At 63.6% G+C, this 20,232-nt stretch carries 20 protein-coding genes; 7 read left to right on the top strand and 13 right to left on the bottom strand.

Translation table 11 applies throughout. The annotated features are described in order from the left end of the window. Positions 1-51 precede the first annotated feature (51 nt). The gene (locus HUTA_RS06115) at positions 52-462 is read right to left on the bottom strand and encodes a MarR family winged helix-turn-helix transcriptional regulator (RefSeq protein ID WP_015789004.1); all 411 of its coding nucleotides are present in this window, start codon (positions 460-462) and stop codon (positions 52-54) included. Between the two features lie 118 nt (positions 463-580). Here HUTA_RS06115 and HUTA_RS06110 point away from each other — a divergent pair, with 118 nt between their 5' ends. After that, positions 581-1,132, top strand: a complete 552-nt coding sequence (locus tag HUTA_RS06110; RefSeq protein ID WP_015789003.1) for a hypothetical protein — start codon at positions 581-583, stop codon at positions 1,130-1,132. Positions 1,133-1,174: 42 nt separating this feature from the next. Here HUTA_RS06110 and HUTA_RS06105 read toward each other — a convergent pair whose 3' ends face one another. The 3 genes from HUTA_RS06105 to HUTA_RS06095 form a co-directional block, all read right to left on the bottom strand. After that, positions 1,175-2,086: an NAD(P)/FAD-dependent oxidoreductase gene (locus HUTA_RS06105; RefSeq protein ID WP_049941218.1), complete on the bottom strand. Its 912-nt coding sequence runs from the start codon at positions 2,084-2,086 to the stop codon at positions 1,175-1,177. A gap of 168 nt (positions 2,087-2,254) precedes the next feature. Then, the gene (locus tag HUTA_RS06100; RefSeq protein WP_015789001.1) at positions 2,255-2,707 is read right to left on the bottom strand and encodes a DUF7473 family protein; all 453 of its coding nucleotides are present in this window, start codon (positions 2,705-2,707) and stop codon (positions 2,255-2,257) included. A gap of 34 nt (positions 2,708-2,741) precedes the next feature. Continuing rightward, positions 2,742-3,302, bottom strand: coding sequence for a TATA-box-binding protein (locus HUTA_RS06095; protein ID WP_015789000.1), 561 nt, complete (start codon positions 3,300-3,302; stop codon positions 2,742-2,744). A 212-nt stretch (positions 3,303-3,514) separates the two neighbouring features. Between HUTA_RS06095 and HUTA_RS06090 the strand changes: the two genes are divergently transcribed. Further along, positions 3,515-4,546, top strand: a complete 1,032-nt coding sequence (locus HUTA_RS06090) for a methyltransferase domain-containing protein (protein ID WP_015788999.1) — start codon at positions 3,515-3,517, stop codon at positions 4,544-4,546. A gap of 49 nt (positions 4,547-4,595) precedes the next feature. On the opposite strand, the gene HUTA_RS06085 is transcribed toward HUTA_RS06090, so the two are convergent. Further along, positions 4,596-6,374 (bottom strand): vWA domain-containing protein, encoded by a 1,779-nt coding sequence (locus HUTA_RS06085; RefSeq protein WP_015788998.1) that lies wholly within the window; start codon positions 6,372-6,374, stop codon positions 4,596-4,598. Positions 6,375-6,495: 121 nt separating this feature from the next. Then, the gene (locus HUTA_RS15245) at positions 6,496-6,651 is read right to left on the bottom strand and encodes a rubrerythrin-like domain-containing protein (RefSeq protein WP_015788997.1); all 156 of its coding nucleotides are present in this window, start codon (positions 6,649-6,651) and stop codon (positions 6,496-6,498) included. 223 nt (positions 6,652-6,874) lie between these two features. On the opposite strand from HUTA_RS15245, the gene HUTA_RS06080 reads away from it, so the two are divergent. Beyond that, positions 6,875-7,915, top strand: coding sequence for a radical SAM protein (locus tag HUTA_RS06080; protein ID WP_015788996.1), 1,041 nt, complete (start codon positions 6,875-6,877; stop codon positions 7,913-7,915). A 73-nt stretch (positions 7,916-7,988) separates the two neighbouring features. Here HUTA_RS06080 and HUTA_RS06075 read toward each other — a convergent pair whose 3' ends face one another. Next, entirely contained in the window at positions 7,989-8,864 is an 876-nt protein-coding gene (locus HUTA_RS06075) for a phosphatase PAP2 family protein (RefSeq protein WP_015788995.1), read from the bottom strand. Further along, positions 8,861-10,627: an ABC transporter substrate-binding protein gene (locus HUTA_RS06070; RefSeq protein WP_015788994.1), complete on the bottom strand. Its 1,767-nt coding sequence runs from the start codon at positions 10,625-10,627 to the stop codon at positions 8,861-8,863. The genes HUTA_RS06075 and HUTA_RS06070 overlap by 4 nt, the downstream gene beginning before the upstream one ends. A 277-nt stretch (positions 10,628-10,904) precedes the next feature. Here HUTA_RS06070 and HUTA_RS06065 point away from each other — a divergent pair, with 277 nt between their 5' ends. Continuing rightward, positions 10,905-12,083, top strand: coding sequence for an aspartate kinase (locus tag HUTA_RS06065; RefSeq protein ID WP_015788993.1), 1,179 nt, complete (start codon positions 10,905-10,907; stop codon positions 12,081-12,083). A gap of 22 nt (positions 12,084-12,105) precedes the next feature. Here the strand turns inward: HUTA_RS06065 and HUTA_RS06060 are convergent, their stop codons facing one another. Then, complete coding sequence (locus HUTA_RS06060) at positions 12,106-12,654, bottom strand: NUDIX hydrolase (RefSeq protein WP_015788992.1); 549 nt, start codon at positions 12,652-12,654, stop codon at positions 12,106-12,108. Positions 12,655-12,785: 131 nt separating this feature from the next. On the opposite strand from HUTA_RS06060, the gene HUTA_RS06055 reads away from it, so the two are divergent. The 3 genes from HUTA_RS06055 to HUTA_RS06045 all read left to right on the top strand — a co-directional run bounded on the left by HUTA_RS06055 (position 12,786) and on the right by HUTA_RS06045 (position 16,075). Beyond that, entirely contained in the window at positions 12,786-13,367 is a 582-nt protein-coding gene (locus HUTA_RS06055) for a DoxX family membrane protein (protein WP_049941425.1), read from the top strand. A 180-nt stretch (positions 13,368-13,547) separates the two neighbouring features. Further along, positions 13,548-14,993, top strand: a complete 1,446-nt coding sequence (locus tag HUTA_RS06050; protein WP_015788990.1) for a hypothetical protein — start codon at positions 13,548-13,550, stop codon at positions 14,991-14,993. Positions 14,994-15,079: 86 nt separating this feature from the next. Continuing rightward, positions 15,080-16,075 carry a substrate-binding domain-containing protein gene (locus tag HUTA_RS06045; protein WP_015788989.1) on the top strand — a complete coding sequence of 332 codons (996 nt, stop codon included), beginning with the start codon at positions 15,080-15,082 and terminating at the stop codon, positions 16,073-16,075. Between the two features lie 63 nt (positions 16,076-16,138). Here the strand turns inward: HUTA_RS06045 and HUTA_RS06040 are convergent, their stop codons facing one another. From HUTA_RS06040 to HUTA_RS06025, 4 genes are all read right to left on the bottom strand, one after another. Further along, positions 16,139-16,780: a MarR family transcriptional regulator gene (locus HUTA_RS06040; protein WP_015788988.1), complete on the bottom strand. Its 642-nt coding sequence runs from the start codon at positions 16,778-16,780 to the stop codon at positions 16,139-16,141. A 113-nt stretch (positions 16,781-16,893) separates the two neighbouring features. Continuing rightward, entirely contained in the window at positions 16,894-18,000 is a 1,107-nt protein-coding gene (locus HUTA_RS06035) for an ABC transporter ATP-binding protein (protein ID WP_015788987.1), read from the bottom strand. A gap of 64 nt (positions 18,001-18,064) precedes the next feature. Further along, complete coding sequence (locus HUTA_RS06030; RefSeq protein WP_015788986.1) at positions 18,065-19,060, bottom strand: substrate-binding domain-containing protein; 996 nt, start codon at positions 19,058-19,060, stop codon at positions 18,065-18,067. A gap of 129 nt (positions 19,061-19,189) precedes the next feature. Next, a complete protein-coding gene (locus HUTA_RS06025) occupies positions 19,190-20,197 on the bottom strand; it encodes a substrate-binding domain-containing protein (protein ID WP_015788985.1) in 1,008 nt (335 codons plus the stop codon). Between the last annotated feature and the right edge of the window lie 35 nt (positions 20,198-20,232).

The raw sequence follows: 20,232 nt of genomic DNA, 5'->3' as shown, positions 1-20,232 counted from the left end.
ACGCTTTGGAGACCGCTCGCAGAATGAAGCTCGATTAACCGTCTCAGGCATCTATGACTCAGGACGCGGCGCGTTCTCGTATTTGACCATCTTCTCGGGTTTGTCCGAGATGGTCTCGTAGATCCGCTGGAGCGTCTCCTCGGCCGCGAGCAGATTGTGGTCCTCGAGGAACGCCCGGCCCTCCTCGGTCAGCCCGTAGAACTTCCAGGGGTAGCCCTGCCGTCGCCGGTCGTCCGCGAGGGCGACCTCCTCGACGATGCCGGCGTCTATCAGCTTCTGGACGTGCTTGTAGACGGTGGCCTCGCTCACGCTGGGGTTGAGTTCCTCCAGCTCGTACATCGACGGGAGTTGTTCGGGATGCTGAAGGATGTTGTTGAGGAGGGCAAACCGCGTCTGCTGGGTGACGAAGTGGACGAGTTCGCGGGTTTCTGTCCCCTCAACGGTTTCCAGATCGGTGCTCATAAGTCATTGTTCGCGCTCTGGCGACAAGTAGTTTACTCCTAGGTAATTTACTCTATAGTAAAATTGGTCTACTATCGTTCGTTAATTAATTCGCAAACTACATTTTAGCGTGTCTGAAATGTGGAGCATGGACGCGCCGCCTGTCCCTGAGGAAGTCCTCGGGAGTGCGAGCGAGCAACTTGACGAGGAGGAACTCTCGCTTTCCGACAACGAGGAAGTTCTCCACGCGTTGAGCGAGTTAACGCCCGTCTATGAGAACGACCGATCCTACTTCGTCCTCGGGAACTACGATCGAGAGCAGATCCGACGACTCAACCTGGTCGTCGACCGCCTCAATCGACGCACCGATGCCTACGCGTTCCGGATGGTCGACGTTCAAGGAGAGTGGGACAACAGCATTCAGAAGTTCTGCCTGATCGCGGATATCGTGACGTATCTCGTCGGCGTCGCCGAGAAGGAGCCGAGTGACTTCCTTGTTGAGCAGGGACTGCTTGTCGGCACGACCGAGTACTTCGCGAAGAGCCACGTCCTCAAACGCGAATACAACAATGTAGACCATCCGTTCGGCTGGATGCAAGATGGTGTCTTCGACTTGTTCGAACGTGAGGGACGCCTGTACCGCTGGCAAACCGAAGATGAACTTCTCAGTGCTGCGGAGTCACTGCCCTGAGATCGCTGTCACGCCCGGAACTGATTGCCCCGCTCGTCCGGCCTAGGCTTCGATCTTCTTGTAGTCGATGTACTCGCCGCCGCGGAAGTCCTCCAGCAGGTTGATCGCCGCCGTCGTCCCCTCGCCGACCGAGACGTTGACCTGGCGTTGCCCGCCAGTCAGGTCGCCGGCAGCGTAGACGCGGTCGACGCCCGTGTACTGGTCCTCGTCGACGTCGAGGTACGAACCGTCACGCGGAATGCCCAGCATGTCGGCGATGTCCGTCCCGCCCGCCGCGCCGAGCGCGATGAAGACGCCTTCGACGTCGAGTTGCTCGCCGGCGTCGAGTTCGACACCCTCGACGACCTCGTCGCCCACGATGTGATCGACCGGTTCCTCGATGACCGGAATGCCCTCGCCCTCGAGCTGGTCGAGCAGCGCGTCGTCCATGTCGATAGCGTTGCCGTTGGTGAGCACGCGCACGTCGTCGGTGTAATCCAGCAGCATCATCGCCTCCTTTGCGGCGTAGTTGCCCGCGCCGACGACCGCGACCGGCTTGTCGCGATAGAAGAAGGCGTCACACTCCACGCAGTAGGAGACGCCGCCGCCCTCGTAGTCATCAACGTGAGGGATCGCCGGCGTCTCGTAGGACGCGCCGGTCGCGAGGATGACGCCCTTCACCTCGTACTCGTCGACCTCGGTCTCGATGTGGTAGCCGTCGCCGTCCTCGCCGACCTGGACGACCTCCTCCTCAACGATCGCCGCGCCGAACTTCGTCGCCTGCTCGCGGCCCACGTCGACGAGTTCGGGGCCGCTCGCGCCCTCCGGGAACCCGTAGACGTTCTCCATCCAGTCGACATCCCTGGTCGTGCCGCCGCCCTTGTCGAAGACGAGCGTTTCCTGATCTGCGCGTGCCGTGTAGACGGCTGCGGCCAATCCAGCCGGACCGCCACCGATGATCGCTACGTCTGCCATTGTGTATTGATAGTACAATACCGTCGCGTATAAACGACTCGCTTCGGGCGAACTATACGCCGTATTCTGCATGAATAGTCATGTTTTGCGGGCCATTATCGCTTGGTAGCAGTCAACAGTTCGAGCACAATATTGCGGGACTTGTGATCAAATGGTGCCGATCCGCGCTTAGACCATCCCGAAGAGATTCGCCAGCGCGATCCCGAGCACCGTGGCGAAGGCGACGTGCAGCAGCGTCAGCGCGGCCGTCGCGGGTCGGGGCAGGTCATAGACCGTCGAGATCGCGACGGCGTCGGCGAGAACGGTCGCGACGACGACGATCCCGACACCCAACTCGGGGGAGACGAAGCCGACGCTCGCCACGCCGTAGCGCTGGAGCAGCAGCGAGACGACCGCCGGCACGGCACCGGCATAGGCAGCCCGCTGGGAACGGACTTCACCGATAAAGAACGTCGCTGCGAGGTGGAGTGTCACGGCGTAGAAAACCCACGCCCCGACGAAGGTTGCGACCAGTAGGACGAGGGTGCTGCTGAATGGCCCGCCCTGCAACGGGATCGATGCGAGTGACACCGCTGGCGCGTCGATCGAAGCGAAAGAGAAAGACGGGGAGAGCGTCCACATACTCGCGATTCGAGTCGCAGTCGTTTCTGCGTTGTTATTCGAGGAGGCCGAGTTCCTCGAGCCGGGAGACGATCTTGTCGACGGCCTTCTTGGCGTCGTCGGGTTCCTTGCCGCCGGTGATGACGAGTTTGCCGGAGCCAAAGAGGAGTGCGACGACGTCGGGGTCGTCCAGCCGGTAGACGAGACCGGGGAACTGCTCGGGTTCGTACTCGATGTTCTCCAGGCCCAGCCCGATCGCGATCGCGTTCAGGTTGAGATTCCGGCCCAGATCGGCCGAGGTGACGATGTTCTGGACGACGATCTCGGGGTCCTCGTCGACCTGGATCTCCAGGTCACGGAGCTTCCCGAAGACGATCCGAAGACTCTCGTGGACGTCGTCGGTACTCTTTGCGCCGGTACAGACGATCTTGCCCGACCGGAAAATCAGCGCCGCCGACTTGGGTTCCTGGGTACGATAGACGAGGCCGGGGAACTGCTCGGGGTCGTAATCGGCCCCTTCGAGGTCCATCGCCACGCTCTGCAGATCGAGCTCCTGACCGATACCGGTTGAGGCGACGACGTTTTCGATGTTGATTGTTTCCTTGGGGTCAACCATGACTCGAACTATAAATCGTATTTAAGGCTTATAAAGGTTGGTATTTAACGTTTATAAGCACCCCTATATTCGGGGTACGGTCGCTTTGACGGGCAAATAGACGGGATTTCAGGTGAGAACGAGAGGCAGCCATTTCGACCGCGTCCACCACGATCGAACCGTCTTCAGCCCCGATCGCCAGAACCAAGCATCGAGCCCTGTTGCTGAGACGCGTGTACCTGCTGGAACTCGCCGGCACCGACGACGCCTTCGCCGCCTACGAGGCCGCGAGCGCGGCCAGTCGGGTCACCGTCCGCGGCGGGGGTGTCGCAACTGCCCGCGGGATCACCGACCGGGTGTCACAGCTGGCGCTGACCCACCGGGTGAACGAGTTGCTCGGGACGGCTGCACCGGACCTTGCGAGCGCTCGCGCACTGGTGGAGGCAGCCAGCATCGACCGCTCGGGGTCGGTCGCGGTGCGAGCGCGGGACGTCCGCGGCGCGACGGGCGTGAGCACGCAGGCCGTCGAACGCGCGCTCGGTTCGATCCTCGTCGAGCGCGGGTTTACGGTCGACCTCGACGATCCCGATCACGAGCTCCGGGCGGTGTTCGCCGGCCCGCCCTCAACGACCGAATGGGACGGTGACGCGATCGCAATCCCGTCTGCTGCTGGCGAGGACGGACTCTGCGCGCTCGGCTGGCTCACAGTCGAACCGGAGCGGGACTTTACCGACCGTGCCCCCACTGACCGGCCGTTCTTCCAGCCGGGGAGCATGGATCCGGCTCTCGCCCGAGCGCTGGGCAACGCTGCCGGCGCACGGCCCGGCGCGCGCGTGCTCGACCCGATGTGCGGGACTGGCGGTCTGTTGCTGGAAGCAAGTCGCGTCGGTGCGACGGTCGTCGGCGTCGACGCCTTAGAGAAGATGGTTCGGGGGACGCGCGAGAACCTCGTGGCTGCGGGGGCTGACGAGTTCCTTGTCTGCCGGGGCGACGCCAGACGGCTTCCATTCGGGACCGACGCGTTCGACGCCGTCGTCGTCGATGCGCCGTACGGTCGACAGACGAAGATCTCCGCTGACTCGCTGGCTGTGCTCCTCGAAGATGCACTCGCGCAAGCCCGTCGGGTCGCGCCGCGGGCCGTCGTCGTCGGGGACCGACCCTGGGCTGCGGTGGCTCGCGAGGCTGGCTGGACCGTCTCGGCACAGTTCCAGCGCCGCGTCCACCGCTCGCTCGATCGGTTCATTCACGTGCTTGATCGGGAGTGAGTCCGTCAAGCCCTGGCTGCCGCCGAGAGTGCTTCCCCGTTTTCCGCAATCATGCCGCCTGGAGTATCTTCCTCATCATGTCGAGTTCCTGGGTGAGCTCGTCGTCACCGATCGAATCAGCTTCCTCCTCGAAGTACGCCCGGAACCGTTCGATCCGGGACTCGTAGGGCGAAGAGACCGCCAGCGGCTGGGACTGCTGTTCCCACTCGCCGAGTGGCAGGTCTTCCGGTGGGACTCCGATCTCGTCGTCGGACGTGACCGCGACTCGGTCGGGATCGCGCTCGTGGACCATCCAATTCTTCAGGAGGTCGGCGTACCGGGCCAGCAGGACCGCTTTCCGGATTCCCGTGTTTGCGAAATATTCCGGGGGCTCTTCCGGGAATTCGATGGTCCGCGTCGTCTCGTCCGTCGACCCCGATCGATCCTCCCAGGACGCCCGCAACGTCATGTCCCCGCTGGCTTCCCCGTCGAGTTTGACCAGGACCACGCCGCCGCGCGTTTCACCGTCCGATTTCGGGGACGGGAACAGCGTGTTCACTGATAGCAGTTCGTCGGTCGCGTCTTCGGCAGCCGTCGAGCCGTACACGGTCGCGATCTCGGCGTCCGCAGCGTCGAGTTCCACCGAGAGATCGTACACGAGCGGCGTCACCATGTACTCGAACTCCTCGCCGAGGTACGTCTCGAAGTCCTCGGCGGAGTGGACCGACCGGTAGTTCGCGCCACGGACGGCGGTGATCTCGTCGACGAGTTCCGGATTGAAGTCGACGCCGACGCCGACGAAACTCGTGTGGATCCCGTCTTCGGCGTAGCCCGCGAGGCGATCCTGCAGGGCCTGGTCGTCAGTCTGGCCCGTGTTGGGCATCGCGTCGGTGATGACGATCTGTCTGGTCTCGGCTTCCGTGGGGTCGGAGTCAGCGTATTCGCCGAGCATGTCGGCGGCCTCGGCCATGCCGTCGGCGATGTTCGTCCCGCCGCCGGCCTCGATGTCCTCGCGGATGTGCCCACGGATCGCGTCCATGTCGGTCGTCTCGACGTCCCGGAGTGGCTTGGCGACGGTCGGCTCGTTGTTGAACAGGACGACCCCCACCCGATCGTCGGGGTGGAGTTGCTCGGTCAGCGCCACCAGGGCGTCCTTGGCGACCGCCATCTTCGACCGGCTGTCACCCTCCTCGACGGTGTGTCTGTTCCCGAATCGATCGTAGTAGTACTGGTCGAACTGCGACCCCATCGATCCGGAGATGTCGAGGACGATCACGACGTCGAGCCGTTTACGCTCGAAAGTCGACGTATCCAGCGTCGAGTTCAGACCGACGGTGAAATACCGGCCCGTTGACTCGCCTAGCGGGTCTGCCGTGATCGCCGTCGCGTATGAGGGACAGAACAGCGACGAGCACTCACCTGTCCCGCCAGTGTCGAAGTAGTAGTTGTAGAACAGTCCCTCCACTGGGAGGCTGTCAGGGAGCGGCAGGTACTCCTCCTCGACGTTGCGCCGGAAGTCGGCGACGTTCGAAGCCCCGCCGACGGCAAAGCCAAGATCGCCCGAGCCCCCACCTCCTGCAGCGGCTCCATTCCCGCCGCTGGATTGCAATACACCGCTGCTCGTGTTTGCAACCTCGGCTTGTTCCTGGGGATCGTATTGCCAGTCGTCGATCAACTCGCCGGTGTCCGTGCTCCCGGGAGTTTCCGGGTCGTCGTCCGTATCCGTGTTTCCGGGAATCCCGTCGTTCTCAGTGCTCTTTGGGTCTGTGAACAGTCCAGCACAGCCGGCGAGTGCCCCGCCGGCACCGGCCGCACACAGCCGGAGGTACTGTCGCCTGTTGGACGCCATGTGGGCTGATACTCTCGCCGTTTGTATAAAAGAGCCGAACGGTCAAGCGGGTGTTTGATCGCCGGTGGACTCGGCGTCAGCCCGATCTATCGATCGACGATCACCGGGCCGTCCGTGGTCCTTACTCGAGGGACTTCGCCCGGTTCTGGAACTCACCGCCACAATCCGAACACTCGCCAGGGTGGGTCTCCGCCTCGACGATCGTTCCACAGCCCATACATTCGAACTTCGAGGTCACGTCTGCGGTGTCGTTCTCGACATCCTGATTGTGCGGCATACTAACAGATGTGGGCCGCGATTCCTAAGTATTAATGGTACGAGGAATATAATGACATATATACACACGGTGTGTCGGCTGAACGGGTCGCCGAGACAGACGTCGTTCCTTGCCACGGTCGGGGGTCGAATAGCGAGGTGGAGAGGCCATCCCAGGAGTAACCGGCCGGGCTTGCACAAGCCGCACGTCTTTTAGTCGTGAGTCGGGTATACAGTTCTACGCAATGATTTCAGAGGGCTGCGAGCAGTGTGCCAAGGGCGGCAAGATGGTGATCTTTGTCTACGGCTACTGCGACCAGCGCGACTGTTTTTACTGTCCGCTCGGCGAGAACCGCAAGAACGTCACCGATGTCTACGCCAACGAGCGGAAAGTCGAGGACGACCAGGACCTCATCGAGGAAGCAAAGCGCATGGACGCGCTGGGATCGTCACTGACCGGCGGCGAACCCCAGGAAGTCATGGACCGCACCTGCCGATATATCTCCCTGCTCAAAGACGAGTTCGGCGAGGACCACCACATCCACCTATATACCGGCATCACCGGGGGGCGCGAGAACATGCGCCGCCTCGCCGAGGCCGGTCTGGACGAAATTCGGTTCCACCCGCCCCTGGACATGTGGGGTGACCTCCACGGCACCGAGTGGGAAGACATCCTCTACATCGCCCGTGAGGAAGGGCTCACGCCGGCTTTCGAGATTCCCGGCATTCGGCCGGAGGACGAGTTCATCACCTTCGTCGAGGAGGGGGCCGCCGAATTCGTCAACGTCAACGAGTTCGAGATGAGCCAGGGCAACTACCGGCGGATGCAACAGAAAGGGTTCGATCTGAAAGAGGACCACATGAGTGCTGTCGAGGGCAGCCACGACGTGCTCGACTCGATGGCCAAACACCCGAAGGTCTACTTCTGTACGTCGGTGTTCAAAGACGCTGCCCAACATCGCAATCGCCTCAAGCGGATGGCCAAGAACGTCCGCCGTCCCTTCGACGAAACCACGGACGACGGCACACTCGTCTACGGCAAGGCCTGGGTCGACGCCGACCGCCTCGACGAACTCGGTGTTCCCGCGGAGTACTACGTCGAAAAATCCGAGCACGTCGAGGTGGCGTGGTGGCTCTTAGAGGAGATGATCGCGGAGGGCGATATCGCGGAGGGCGAAATCGTCGAGCAGTATCCCACGGTGGACGGGACGGTGGTCGAACGAACGCCGCTTCCTGACGGATCGATCGAGGGGACTGAGTCGGCTCAGTCTGTGCGAGCCGAGTAACGCGTGACCATCGGTTCGGTCGGTTCTTGAGCCAGTGGGTATCATCGATGTAGCGGGACCCAATCAGCGATTCCTACCGTCCGTTCCGGAGGCGTGATAGCCCCCGACGCAATGCCTGGAGTGCGGTGATCGCAGTATCGACGAGCGTCTCGACGATGGCGATGTCGACGAGTCGCTGGGCGAGCCAGACACAGCCCACGCCGAGAACAGCACCTGCGACGACGTCGGTCCCCCAGTGGATGGCCAAGTACATCGTCGAGATCACGACGCTCCCGCCCACGAGCGTGGCGATCGGGAGCCACCGCGGGTATTCATGGCGTGTTCGGTAGGCCAGGGCGATGACCGTCACAGACAGCGACGTATGCAGCGACGGGAAGACGTTCGTGTTCGCGTTGACCTCACTCACGAGGAACTGCGACGTCGGCCAGTTCGTATACAGGAGCCCCTCAGTGAGATCAGGTAACATGTTCCGGGGGCCGTAGGCGATAAAAATGAGGTACATTCCCAGTCCGATCGCGTAGTTGAGCGCGTAGGCCATCGTTGTCGTCCGGAACCACTCCATGTCATCGAGGACGAGATAGGCAACGAGCGGGAACACGAGCAAAAAGACGTACCCGTATATGTAAATCTTCGAAAAGTATATCGTCAACCACGGGTGGGAGAGTGACTGAATCACTGGGACGAGGTTCCGCTCGAGCGCGTAGATCTGGTCGGTGATGTTCCAGCCGATGAGCCAGGAGATCTCCACGCCGATATCCCGAACGACGCTGTTGATCGCGAGCACGCCGGCGAGCACAGCAAGCGACGGGATGGCCGCCCGGGCTGTCGAGCGATACTCGGTCTGGAGTCTGGCGAGCCGTTGCCACCCGATGACGATGGCCGCCGTGACGCTCACCAGCCCGACGGTGACGGCGACCACCATGACAAGGAGTCCGATCGGGACCGTCATTTCAGGAGTCTCCCGTCGCCGTCGTACCTATACCCGGCTTCCCTGAACGCGCCTCTTGCGTCCGAAATGTCGAGTTCACCGTCCGTCCCGGCAAAGGGAACGACCGGATCTGTGCCGTCCCATTCGAACTCCGGTGGCTCCCAGTCGGTGCCGGCCAGGGGCGTCGCTGCTGGCGTGGCATGGCCGTCGAACACCGACGAGGCGATGTGTTCGGCGTCGAGGAGTCGGGCGACTGCTTGCCGAAACCGGACGTTGCCGAACGGCTCACGCCGCGTGTTGAATCCGACGTGATAGAACGACCGTGAGTTCCCGAAGAGGACCTCAATGGGGTCGTTTTCGGTCACCCTGTCGAGAACCTTCGGGTGGATCGGATCGCCGGTTGCGTCGACCGTGCTGTCGGTAACCAGTGAGACTGCTGCCGTGTCCGACGGCGCGATCTGGACGACGAAGCGTTCGAAGGGGACGGAAACGCGGTCCGGGCCACCACCGACCAGAACGTGGTCGTCGAACCGCGAGAATACGACCCGCTCCCCCGGCGTCCGAGACTCGAATCGCAACGGGCCGCTTCCCACCGGATCGGGGTTGGCCCAGGTCAGTGCTTGCGTGACTCCTTCGGAAATGTTGATGCCGGCGATGTTCGTGGCCGCTGATTTTTCCTCCCAGACGTGCGACGGCAGGATCGGGACAGTCAGCGCACGGGCCGCGACGGCTTCCGCCGTGTCACCGAACTCCAACCGGACTGTCTGGGCGTCGAGGCGTTCGACCGACTCGACCAGTGAGGTCCGCCCCCGAAACCGGGGCGAGGGGACGTTCATGTTTCCTGTCCCGAGGCTCGTGTCGTCGAGGAATCGGTACGTAAAGGCGACGTCGGCTGCGGTCAGGGGTTGGCCGTCGTGCCAGGTCAGCCCGTCCCGGAGTTTGACGGTCGCCGTCACGGCTGTGTCCTCGGTCCACTGCCACGTGACGTCACCAGCCAGCCAGGGTTGGATCTCTCCATCGGAACGGCGAGCGAGTGGATCGTAAAGGAGGTCAGTCAGGGGGTTCGGCCGCCTGTACTCCACGGCAAGGGGATTGTAGTTCTTCGTGATTCGGTCGTCCGTTAACGCGATCCGGAGCGTGGGTTCGCCGTCGGGGGCGTCTTCGGTCCGTCGCAACGCCAGGTAGTTGATCGGGTCCTCAAGGCCGTTCCAGTTGGTGAAGCGGTCGTTTCGGACGACGGTGATTCGCGTGGGGAAACACACCATCGCGAACGGCTGGATCTCCGTGACGGACCCGACGACGCCGGCGACGGCACGCTGTCGCTCCGCTCCGACGGCCGTTCGCTGTTCGGTCAACTGCTCGTCGAGATCGAGATCGGAGATGCCGAACGGATTTTGCCATCCCTGCTCGGTGACGAACGTCGAGTGTAGCGCCGGTCGCAGGAAATCAGGATCGTGATGTGAGGGGTACTGACTCACGTAGATGTCGAACGATTCGTTGAGGAGCACGTCCCGAAGCAGCTCTGCTCCGGTCATCAGGACGATCGACGCGTCGATGCCGACCGTCTCCATGTTTTTCTGCAAGGCCCGTGCAATCTGGACCGCTGCTTCGTCTTCGTCTGCCGGGACAGTCTTGATCCGCACTGACACCTGCTTGGGGGACTCTCGATCGACGAGACTGCGGGCGTACTGGAGGCAGCCGGCACTCGAAGCGGCGAAGCCAGCGCTGGCACCGCCAAGTAGACTGCGGCGGGAGAGACCACTGGGCGTATCCGAGGAGTCCATGGACGGAGGGGTACATACGAGGTTTTGCTCTGGCTCACATAACTGCGGCGGTTCAGTTTCAGGCAGATTTCTGGATCGGTCCGGGCAGATTCCGTGCGCTGGTGTAGTCGGTACGTTAGCTGGTGCGTTCGGCCCCGTTCCTGGGATCTATCATGCCGTTGGACAGCGTGCTCCGGTGTCGAGCGTCGATTATATCGACCACGAATGAAAGCAGTTATTCGCCCGGGGGCTAATGACCAGCCAGGATGAGTCACGGTATCAGGGGCATGGTGATCGTATGCGCGTCGTAGTCAAGTTCGGTGGCACGAGTCTGGGGAGCGGTGATCGCATCGAGCGGGCGGCAGACTCGATCGCTGCTGTCGTCGAACAGGGTCACGAAGTGGCTGTGGTCGCCAGCGCGATGGGGTCGACGACGGACCATCTGCTGGACGAGATCGAGTACGACGCCGACGAGGCCGACCAGGCCGAGATCGTCAGCATGGGCGAGCGGACGTCCGTCCGGATGCTCAAGGGGGCGCTGTCCGCCCGCGGCATCGGTGCCGATTTCCTCGAACCCGGCAGCGAGGACTGGCCGATCATCACCGACGAGTACGGCGAGGTCGACGTCGAGGAGACCAAAAAACGCGCCCACGCCCTGGCCGGGCAGTTACAGGATGTCGTGCCCGTCATGACTGGCTTCCTGGCCGAGGATCACAGTGGGGACGTCACCACGTTGGGGCGCGGTGGCAGCGACACGACCGCGGTGATGCTCGGGAAGTACATGGACGCCGACGAGGTCGTCATCGTCACCGACGTCGAGGGCGTCATGACCGGTGATCCGCGGGTCGTCGAGGGCGCTCGCAACGTGGGCGAGATCTCCGTCGACGAACTCCGGAACCTCTCCTTTCGGGGGGCCGAAGTCGTCGCGCCGAGCGCCCTCTCGTACAAGGACGGCAACATGGACGTCCGCGTCGTCCATTACCAGCACGACGACCTGTTGAAGGGCGGGACATCAATCGAAGGTGAGTTCCAGAAACTCATCGACCTCCAGGAGAACAAGCTGTGCTGTCTGACCGCTGCCGGCCGGTCGATCCGGAATCAGTCGGGCATCCTCGCACAGCTCTCGAACGCCCTGTCGGCCGAGGACATCAACGTCGAGGCCGTCTCCAGCGGGATGGACTCGATCACGTTCTACCTCGACACTGCCGTGGCCGAGTCGGCCGAGGCGATCCTCCACGACGAGGTCGTCGACGCTGACGTCCTCTCGAGTATCACCGTGATCCAGGACGTCGCCGTGATCCGGGTCACCGGCGGCGAGTTGCCTGACCAGCCGGGCGCGGTCAAACAGGTAATCAACCCGGTCTCGGACGCCCACATCAACCTGCTTGACGTGATCACGAGCGCCACGTCGATCGCCATCTTCGTGCCCTGGGAGGACCGCGAACAGGCCCTCCAACTCGTCCAGGACGCCTTCTGAGTGCCCGTCGGGTTACCACGCCTCACCCCTGGAACAACTCGTAGTACAGCACGCCGAGCATGGTCCGGCCGTCTCTGAGTGCACCGCTTTCGGCAGCTTCGAGAAGCCCATCCAGCGTCGTCGTTTCCACTCGGATCGATTCGTCGTCGTCGAGTCGTTGTTCGCCCGTCGGCGTGCAGTTTTCGGCCAGAAAGTAGTGAAAGACGGCATCCGAAAAGCCGTTGGCGGGCTCGACGGTCGTGAGGTGGGTCACGTCGCCGGGCTCGTAGCCGGTCTCCTCTTCGAGTTCGCGGGCAACTGCCGTCCTGCGGTCGTCGTCGTCCGGCTCGACGCTGCCCGCCGGCAGCCCGTAGTTGACTCGCCGGACCGGTTCTCGCCACTCTTCGATGACAACTACGTCGCCGTCCGGTGTCAGCGGCAGAATGACGACACTCTCGCTCTCGGTGAGGTAATCGAAGTCGACCTCCGCCCCGTCGGGCAATCTCACTGTTTCTCTGACCACGTCGAAGCCGTCGCAGGAGTAGGCAATTTCGCTCGAAAGCGTCTCCCAGGTGAGCGGTTTGTCTTCCATACCCGCACTGTCGGCTGGTTCGACAAACCAGTTGTGGGACACTACTGCGTCGTGGGGACGGTTCCCGGCTCTCGGGAAGAGGTCATGTCTTTATGGAATTGGCCGTCTATGTTCCGTTCGAGGCACTACGTATGACGACAAGAGAACTCGACGCCGAGTTGTTCGGTCGCGCAGTCTCGTTTAGGTATTCCGAAACCTGGATCGGGTACTCGTTACTCAGTCTCCGGCTCATCATGGGCTGGACGTTCTTCTATGCCGGGATCACGAAAGTTCTCAATCCCGAGTGGAGCGTCCGCGGGTTCCTCACCTACAGCATCGGCCCGGAGAACCCGCTCAGTAACCTCGCCGGGTACAACATCTGGGACATCATGGCTACTGGAGAGATCCTGGGCACGGGATTGTACTGGTACCAGTTACTGACACCCCTGAACCAACTCGGACTGACACTTGTCGGGCTCGCGTTGATCGCCGGGGCGTTCGTCCGGTTCAGCGCGTTCTGGGGCGCGCTCATGATGACGTTCTACTGGCTTGCGGCGTTCCCGCTCGAAGGGTCGGTCCTGATCGACTTCCACTTCGTGTACGTGCTGTTGCTGTTCGGGATCGGCGCGTTCGGGACCGGCCGGATCCTCGGTCTGGACGCCATCATCGAGGAACACCCGGTGACGAAACCATATCTCGACCGCTACCCCTGGCTGAACCTGTTCCTGGGGTGAGTCGCTGTTCGGTTGCCGGCGTCGGGTGGGTGATTCTTTGTCGCCGGGTGGGATTTTCACTGCCAGGTTTGTGCTTCTTCGCACCGATGGCGACCGTTTGTGCCCGATGCAGTCTGTTCTCGTTCCCACCGATCTGGAGACGACAGCAAGTATATTTGTGTACGTCCGCAATCCCGGGGTATGGACGAGGAACCATCGCTTTCGTCGGAACTGGAGGAAACCCTGGAGAAACACCGGATCGGGGGAACGACGTCCGGCACCGTCGTTCTGAGCGACCAGGAAGGGTACGTCGGCGACACGATCACGATCAAAGGCCGGAACTTCCCCGCCGGGGAGTCCGTCGACGTCCTGTGGCACTCGACGGCCGGCGACTGGGGCGTGCTCAAGGGCAACGAGATCGTCGGCCCGCAGTATCGCCCCCGGACGGATCACATTCTGACAGTGGCCACCGACGAATCGGGGAGTTTCGACCAGGAGTGGACCATCCCCCAGGACTACGGCGGGGCCCACAAGATCGAAGTCCAGCACGACGGCGAGACGGTCGACCGCGCGGAGTTCGATATCACGCCGTGGTTCGAACTCGCCGAGGAGTCCGTGCCCCTCGGCGAGACGTTCACGTTCAAGGGGTACGGCCTCGGCCCGAACGTCGTCACGAACAACTACCAGGTCTCCTGGGACAACTCCACGTTCGGGTTCATGACGGGCGTGAAGAACCGCGGGACCGCCACCGCCGAGATCCGCGCCGTCGGCCCGCCCGGCAAACACGTCCTCGAGGTCTGGCGCAACTATCGCGGAATCCCCTACCTCCAGAACAACACCCAGTCGCCCTACGGCGAGGTCTGTGGCGACCGTCCCTCCCGGTGGACCGTCGAGGTGACCGAACCCGAGGGCGACCTCACGGGCTGCTGGATGGACGAACAGTTCGACGAGCAACCGCTCGACCTCCACTACCCCGACCTGGACGTCGAGAGCGACGCCAGCCTGGAGATCACGCCCACGTCGGGCCAGGCCGGCACGCAGGCGTTCATCACCGGCGAGGACTTCCCGCCCAACGCCGAGGTCGACCTGATCTGGTACCGCCACGAGGGCCACCGCGTGAAGGGCATCCCGATCACGCCCGAACCCCACCGCGATACCCTCCCGACGGTCCAGGCCGACGCCGACGGTAGCTTTCAGGTCGAGGTCGAGATCCCGCCCGAGGAGGGGTCGACCCGCCCGATCACGGCCGAAGTCGACGGCCAGGAGATCGCCGTCACTGGCTTCGTCGTCCAGCCCCGGATCGAGCGGTTCGAACCGCAGTCGGGGCCGGTCGGCTCTTCCATCGAGATCGAACTCTCCGGCGTCGGCTGGACGATGTACGAGAACGGTCCCTTCCTCGTCTACGACAACAAGCCGCTTGGCTACGCCTGCGGGACCAGCGGCGACGACAAGGGCGGCGTCATCAGACTCGACATCCCGGCCGCCGGCGAACCGGGCTATCACTTCATCGATATCTACCCGACCATCTACGAGATGCAGGAGGACGAACCCAACTTCGAGATCTTCCCGCACCTCTCGTACCTGGACAACCACCCCATGCGGCCGCTCCCGGCCTATCACTTCAGCTTCGAGGTCACCGAGGAGTGAGGTCGCCGCTCCCGGACGGGGTCGCGTCGTTCGAGGCCGTCGGCCCGGAGCACAAGAGCTAAGATCGTTCTGGCCCGGGTGTGGCTATGACGTTGGATCTCTCTTTGAGCGTCGGCGACATGGACACCGTACAGCCGCTGCTGACTGGCGACGTCGAGCCCGAGGGGATCGACCTGACGCCGATCAGCGAGTATCCGCCAAAGCGCCACCGGCGGTTCTTCCGGCACGGCGAGTTCGACATCGCCGAAGTGTGTGTCGCCTCGTACGTCTCCTCGATGGCCGAAGGCGAGGACTTCCCCTACACCGCGATCCCCGTCTTCCCCAACCGGAAGTTCCGACTCGCCTTTTTCTATAAGAACGCCGATGCGGGTATCGAGGAACCGAAGGATCTCGAAGGCAAGAAGGTCGGCACCCAGTCCTGGCAGACGACCGCCGACGTCTGGGTGCGCGGTATTGCCCAGGAGCATTACGACCTCGATCTGACTGAGGTCGAGTGGTATCGCCGTCGCGAGGACGACGTTCCCGTGGAACTGCCCGAAAAGTTCGACATCCAGCGCGTGCCCGGCAAGCAGGGCGGGGACGCCATCTACGAGCCCCGGGACATGCAGGACATGCTGTTCTCGGGCGAACTCGACGCGGCGATGGACCCCTCCGGCTCGCTGTTCCGGGCGGTCTGTCGCAACGACGAGGCCGAGTTCATGTTCGCGGACCCCCAGGCCGAGGAGATCGAGTTCTTCGAGCAGACGGGGATGCACCCGATGATGCACACGGTCGCGATCCGCGACGAGATCCTCGAAGACGATCCCTGGGTCGCGGTCAGCGTCTACGATGCCTTCAGCGAGGCCCTCGAACAGTGCATCCAGCGCAACGTCAGCCCCAGCAGCCACACCTCCCTGACCTGGAATCACCTCCACTTCAAGGAGCAACACGAACTCCTCGGCGAGGACGCCTGGGAATACGGCCTGCGCCCGAAGACCCGAAAGGAACTGCGGACGTTCGTCGGCTACGCTCACGATCAGGGCCTGATCGACCGTGAGTACGACGTCGAGGAACTGTTCTTCGAGACGACACGGGACCTCTGAGGTCGGGGCCCCCATCCTCGTACCCCTCGATCACAGCCGGTCACGACGGTGGCGGGCGTCGCGTCATTCGAGGAAGTACGCCAGGATCCGCTGTTCCTCCTCGTCGGTGATCGCCTCGGATTCCAGACAGAGGTGGATCACCTTCCGGGCAAGCTCGGGGTCGTCGAACGGTGCCTTCCTCGGTTCGTCCCGCGATGTCTCGCCAGCGTGTCGCCGTTCGAGCCGATCGACGCGGTCGCGAAGCTCCTGGACCGTCTCGTAGAGTTCGCCCTCGCCGGCGTCGGCCGTCCGGTCGCTACCCGGGATCACGTCGAGATCGAGCACCTCTCTGACGAACGTGCGGCGGTCCTCCCAGTCGAAGCCGGGGAGGCTGTTGACCCGGTTGCTGACCGTCGCAGCCGTCACGTCGAGAAAGCTCGCGATGTCGCGCTGGGTCGCGTCCGGGTGGGCGGCGATGGCCTGGAGCGTCCTGATCTGGCGCTCGGAGATGTCCTCGCGGTCGGGATACGCGTCGGTGTCGGTGGTTCCGGACCCGTCAGTGCCCGGGACGGTGTGCTCGCCGAGAACGCGCTCGACCAGTTCCGGGGTGGCGTTCGGGACCGCCTCGGCGAGGTCCGCCGCGGACGCGTCGGGATCGGCCGCTGCCGCCTCGATGATCGCCTCGCGGTCGGGTCGCGCCGATTGGTCCTCCTCGGGCCGACTCATGGACTCACACACGGTGTTTCGGTCGCGGCATATTAAAAACCCTGAGCCTGTGGCGACGGTGCTCGCTCCCGGTCGAGACCCCCCACGGGGTGGCACAGTCGGTCACGGCCACGTCACTCGTCGCCGGCGTACACCTGAACGTCACCCGGTTCGAAGTAGATCGGGACCGATTCGCCACGCTCGAACTCCCGGCCGTTGCCGGTGTGGACGATCAGTTTCGTGCCTCCGAGATCGACTGTCACCTCGTATCGCTCGTCGAGCAGGCCCTCGGCGACGACCGTGCCGGCGAACTCGAGGACGCCGCCGTGTTCGCCGCCGAACCGGCCGATCGAGATGTCCGCGGGCCGGACGAAACACGTGGCCGGGGCGTCCTCGAGTCTCTCGGCCACGAAGTCGGCGCTGGCGAGCGGAAACGTTGCGAAGTCCGTCTCGACGAGGGACTCGCCCTCGGCGTTCGTCGTGATCCGTCCGATGAATCGGTTGCGGTCGCCGACGAACCGGCGCGTGAACGGCGACGTCGGCCGGTTGTACAGCTCGCGAGGCTCGCCGCGCTCGACCACCTCGCCGTCGCGCATGACGAGGATGCGATCCGCGAGATAGAACGCCTCCTCCTGATCGTGGGTCACGTACAGCATGGAGACGTCGATCTCGTGTTGGAGGCGCTGGAGTTCGTAGCGCATGTGCTTGCGCAGCCCCTTGTCCAGGTTCGAGAGGGGTTCGTCCAGCAACAGCAGTTCGGGGTCGTGAACGAGCGACCGCGCGAGGGCAACCCGCTGTTGCTGGCCGCCGCTGAGGTCCGTCGCCGGCGAGTCCTTCAGGTCGCCGATCTCGACGAGGTCGAGGATCTCCTCGACGCGCTCCTCGTAGCGGTCGGCCGGCACGTCGTGCTCGGCGTGTTCGAGCGGGAAGACGACGTTCCCGTAGACGGTCTTGTGCGGCCAGATGGCGTAGTTCTGATACACCATCCCGATGTCGCGCTGCTCGGGCGGGAGCGAGACGCCCTCACCCTGGACGAGTTTGCCCCCGGCCTCGATCCGCCCCGCGTCGGGCGTCTCGACCCCGGCGATACACCGAAGCGCCGTGGTCTTGCCACAGCCGCTCGGCCCCAGCAGCGCCACAATCTCGTCGGTCCCGACGGTGACGTCGATCCCCGAGAGCTCGAACTCATCGCCGAAGGCCTTCCGCAGCCCCGTCACGGTCAACGCCGATTCAGCTGCCATGGTGTCACTGTCGCCTGGGGGCTATCTCCTCAAAAGGGCTGCGGGGTCTCTCCGCCCGCGGGAACTACCGGGCGACCGAGACGTCGGCGAACAGTTCCGCGGGATCGTACGCCCGCGGCGCGAGCCCCTGGTCGACGGCGTACTCGACGAACGTCTCGACCTCCCGGGTCGTGCGGTCGGTCAGGCCGAACTCCCAGGCGTCCTCGCCGAGCACCTCACGCTGGTCGTCGAGGTGGAGGTGCGCCCAGGTGATCGAGGTGTTGGTGCTCGGCGACCGGTTGGCGTCGAGACACCGATCCCGGGATTCGCAGTAGGCGTCGAAGAGGTTCACGGCAACCCAGGGGTGTTCTTCGAGGATCTCGTCGCGGATCGCCACGGTGTGCATGATCGGATGGATACCGGTCTCCTCGTAGTAAGCGCGTTCCTCTTCGATCGGGTTCTCGAAGAAGAGTTCGGCGTTCTCGGCGTCCAGCACGTCGTGGAAGAACGACCCCGCGGGGTCCATCGCCGCCGCCAGTTCGCCGTCGAAGAACATGTCGCGGAAGTCGTTGGGTTCGACGATGGCTTCCCCGCCCTGTGGTCCTGGGATCGTCCGGATGTCGAACTTCTCGGGGATGTCCACCGGCACGTCGTCCTCCTTGCGGCGGTACCACTCCACCTCGGTGAGGTCGAGGTCGTAGTGTTCCTGCATGATGCCCCGCACCCAGACGTTCGCGGTCGTCTGCCAGGACTGACAGCCGACTTTCCTGCCTTCGAGGTCCGCCGGCTCCTTGATATCGGCGTCAGTGTGCTTGAAGAAGAACGAGTGGCGAAAGCGCTTGGCCGGGAACACCGGAATGGCGGTGAAGGGGTACTCCTCGGGGGCCGACCGCGAGGAGACGTACGACGCCAGCGAGACCTCACAGACGTCGAAGTCCCCGCGTTCGAAGAATCGGCGGTGGCGCCGTGGCGGGTACTCCGGGATGACGGTCAGATCGATGCCGGTCGGCTCGACCGCGCCGGTCAGCAGTGCCTCGTTCAGATCGCGAGTGCCACACGACAGCGAGAGTTCGAGGGACATACTCGGCCAAACCGACGACCGACCAATGAGGGTTTCGGTGGCCCGGCTCGGGTCTCACCTGGCGGACGCTGACAGCCGCAAGTCTCAGGCAGGATTCGGACGGGTTGGTCGTGCGCTCGCCGGCTCTCCTCAGGCTGGATCGGGGCGGGCGATCGTACTCTCGTCGAACAGCGCCTCGACATCGTAGCGCTCGTCGATCAGTCCCTGCTCGTGGCTGTACTGGAGGAACGTTTCGACGGCCTTGCGGTTGGCCTCCGTCAGGCCGTAGTCCCACGCCGCCTCGCCCAGGACGTTCTGCTGTTCGAGCAGATACAGCGGTGCCCAGGTGATCGCAGCGTTGGTGCTCGGCGACCGATTGCGCTCGAAGCAGTGGTCGCGCGCCTCACAGAAGGCGTGATAGATGTTCAGCGCAACCCAGGGGTGCTCTTCGAGCACCTCGTCGCGGATCACGACGACGTGGTTCGGCGGGAAGATCCCCGTCTCCCGGAAGTACTGTTGCTCCTCGGCGATCGGATCCTCGAAGACGAAGTCCGTCGTTTCGGCCGCGTCGACGGCCCGCATCGTCGCACCCGCGGGGTCCATCACGGCGTCGAGGTCGCCGGCGACCAGCGCGTCGATGAGGTCCTCGCGCTCGGCGACGGCGTCCCCGCCGTGTTTGCCCGGCAGGTCCCGGACGTCGTAGCGCTCGGGCACCTCGATCGGGACGTCGTCCTGTTTGCGGCGATACCACTCGACGTCGGTGAGATCGAGATCGTAGTGTTCCTGCATGATCCCGCGCGTCCAGACGTTGGCGGCGGTCTGCCAGGAGGAGATCCCGACCGTCTTGCCCTCGAGGTCCGCGGGTTCCTCGATCCCGGCGTCGGTGTGCTTGTAGAAGTAGGCGTGGCGGAATCGCTTGTTCGTGAACACCGGGATCGCGGTGAACGGATATGCCTCGGTGTCGGCCCGCGAGGAGACGTACGACGCCATCCCGACCTCACAGACGTCGAAGCGGCCATGGGAGAAGAACCGCCGGTGGCGGTTCGAGGGGTGTAACGAGACCGTGTTGAGGTCGATGCCGTCGGGTTCGACCGTGCCGTCGAGCAGCGCCTCGGTGACGTCTCGGCCGCCCAGTGCCATCGACAGTTCGAGAGTCATGTGTCACTCCAGCGGGGCCGCGATCCTATATCCTT

It is taken from the genome of Halorhabdus utahensis DSM 12940 (assembly GCF_000023945.1).
GTDB classification, from domain to species: domain Archaea; phylum Halobacteriota; class Halobacteria; order Halobacteriales; family Haloarculaceae; genus Halorhabdus; species Halorhabdus utahensis.
The sequence above is the reverse complement of the archived record's forward strand: the minus strand, read 5'-3'. Positions and strand labels throughout refer to the sequence as shown.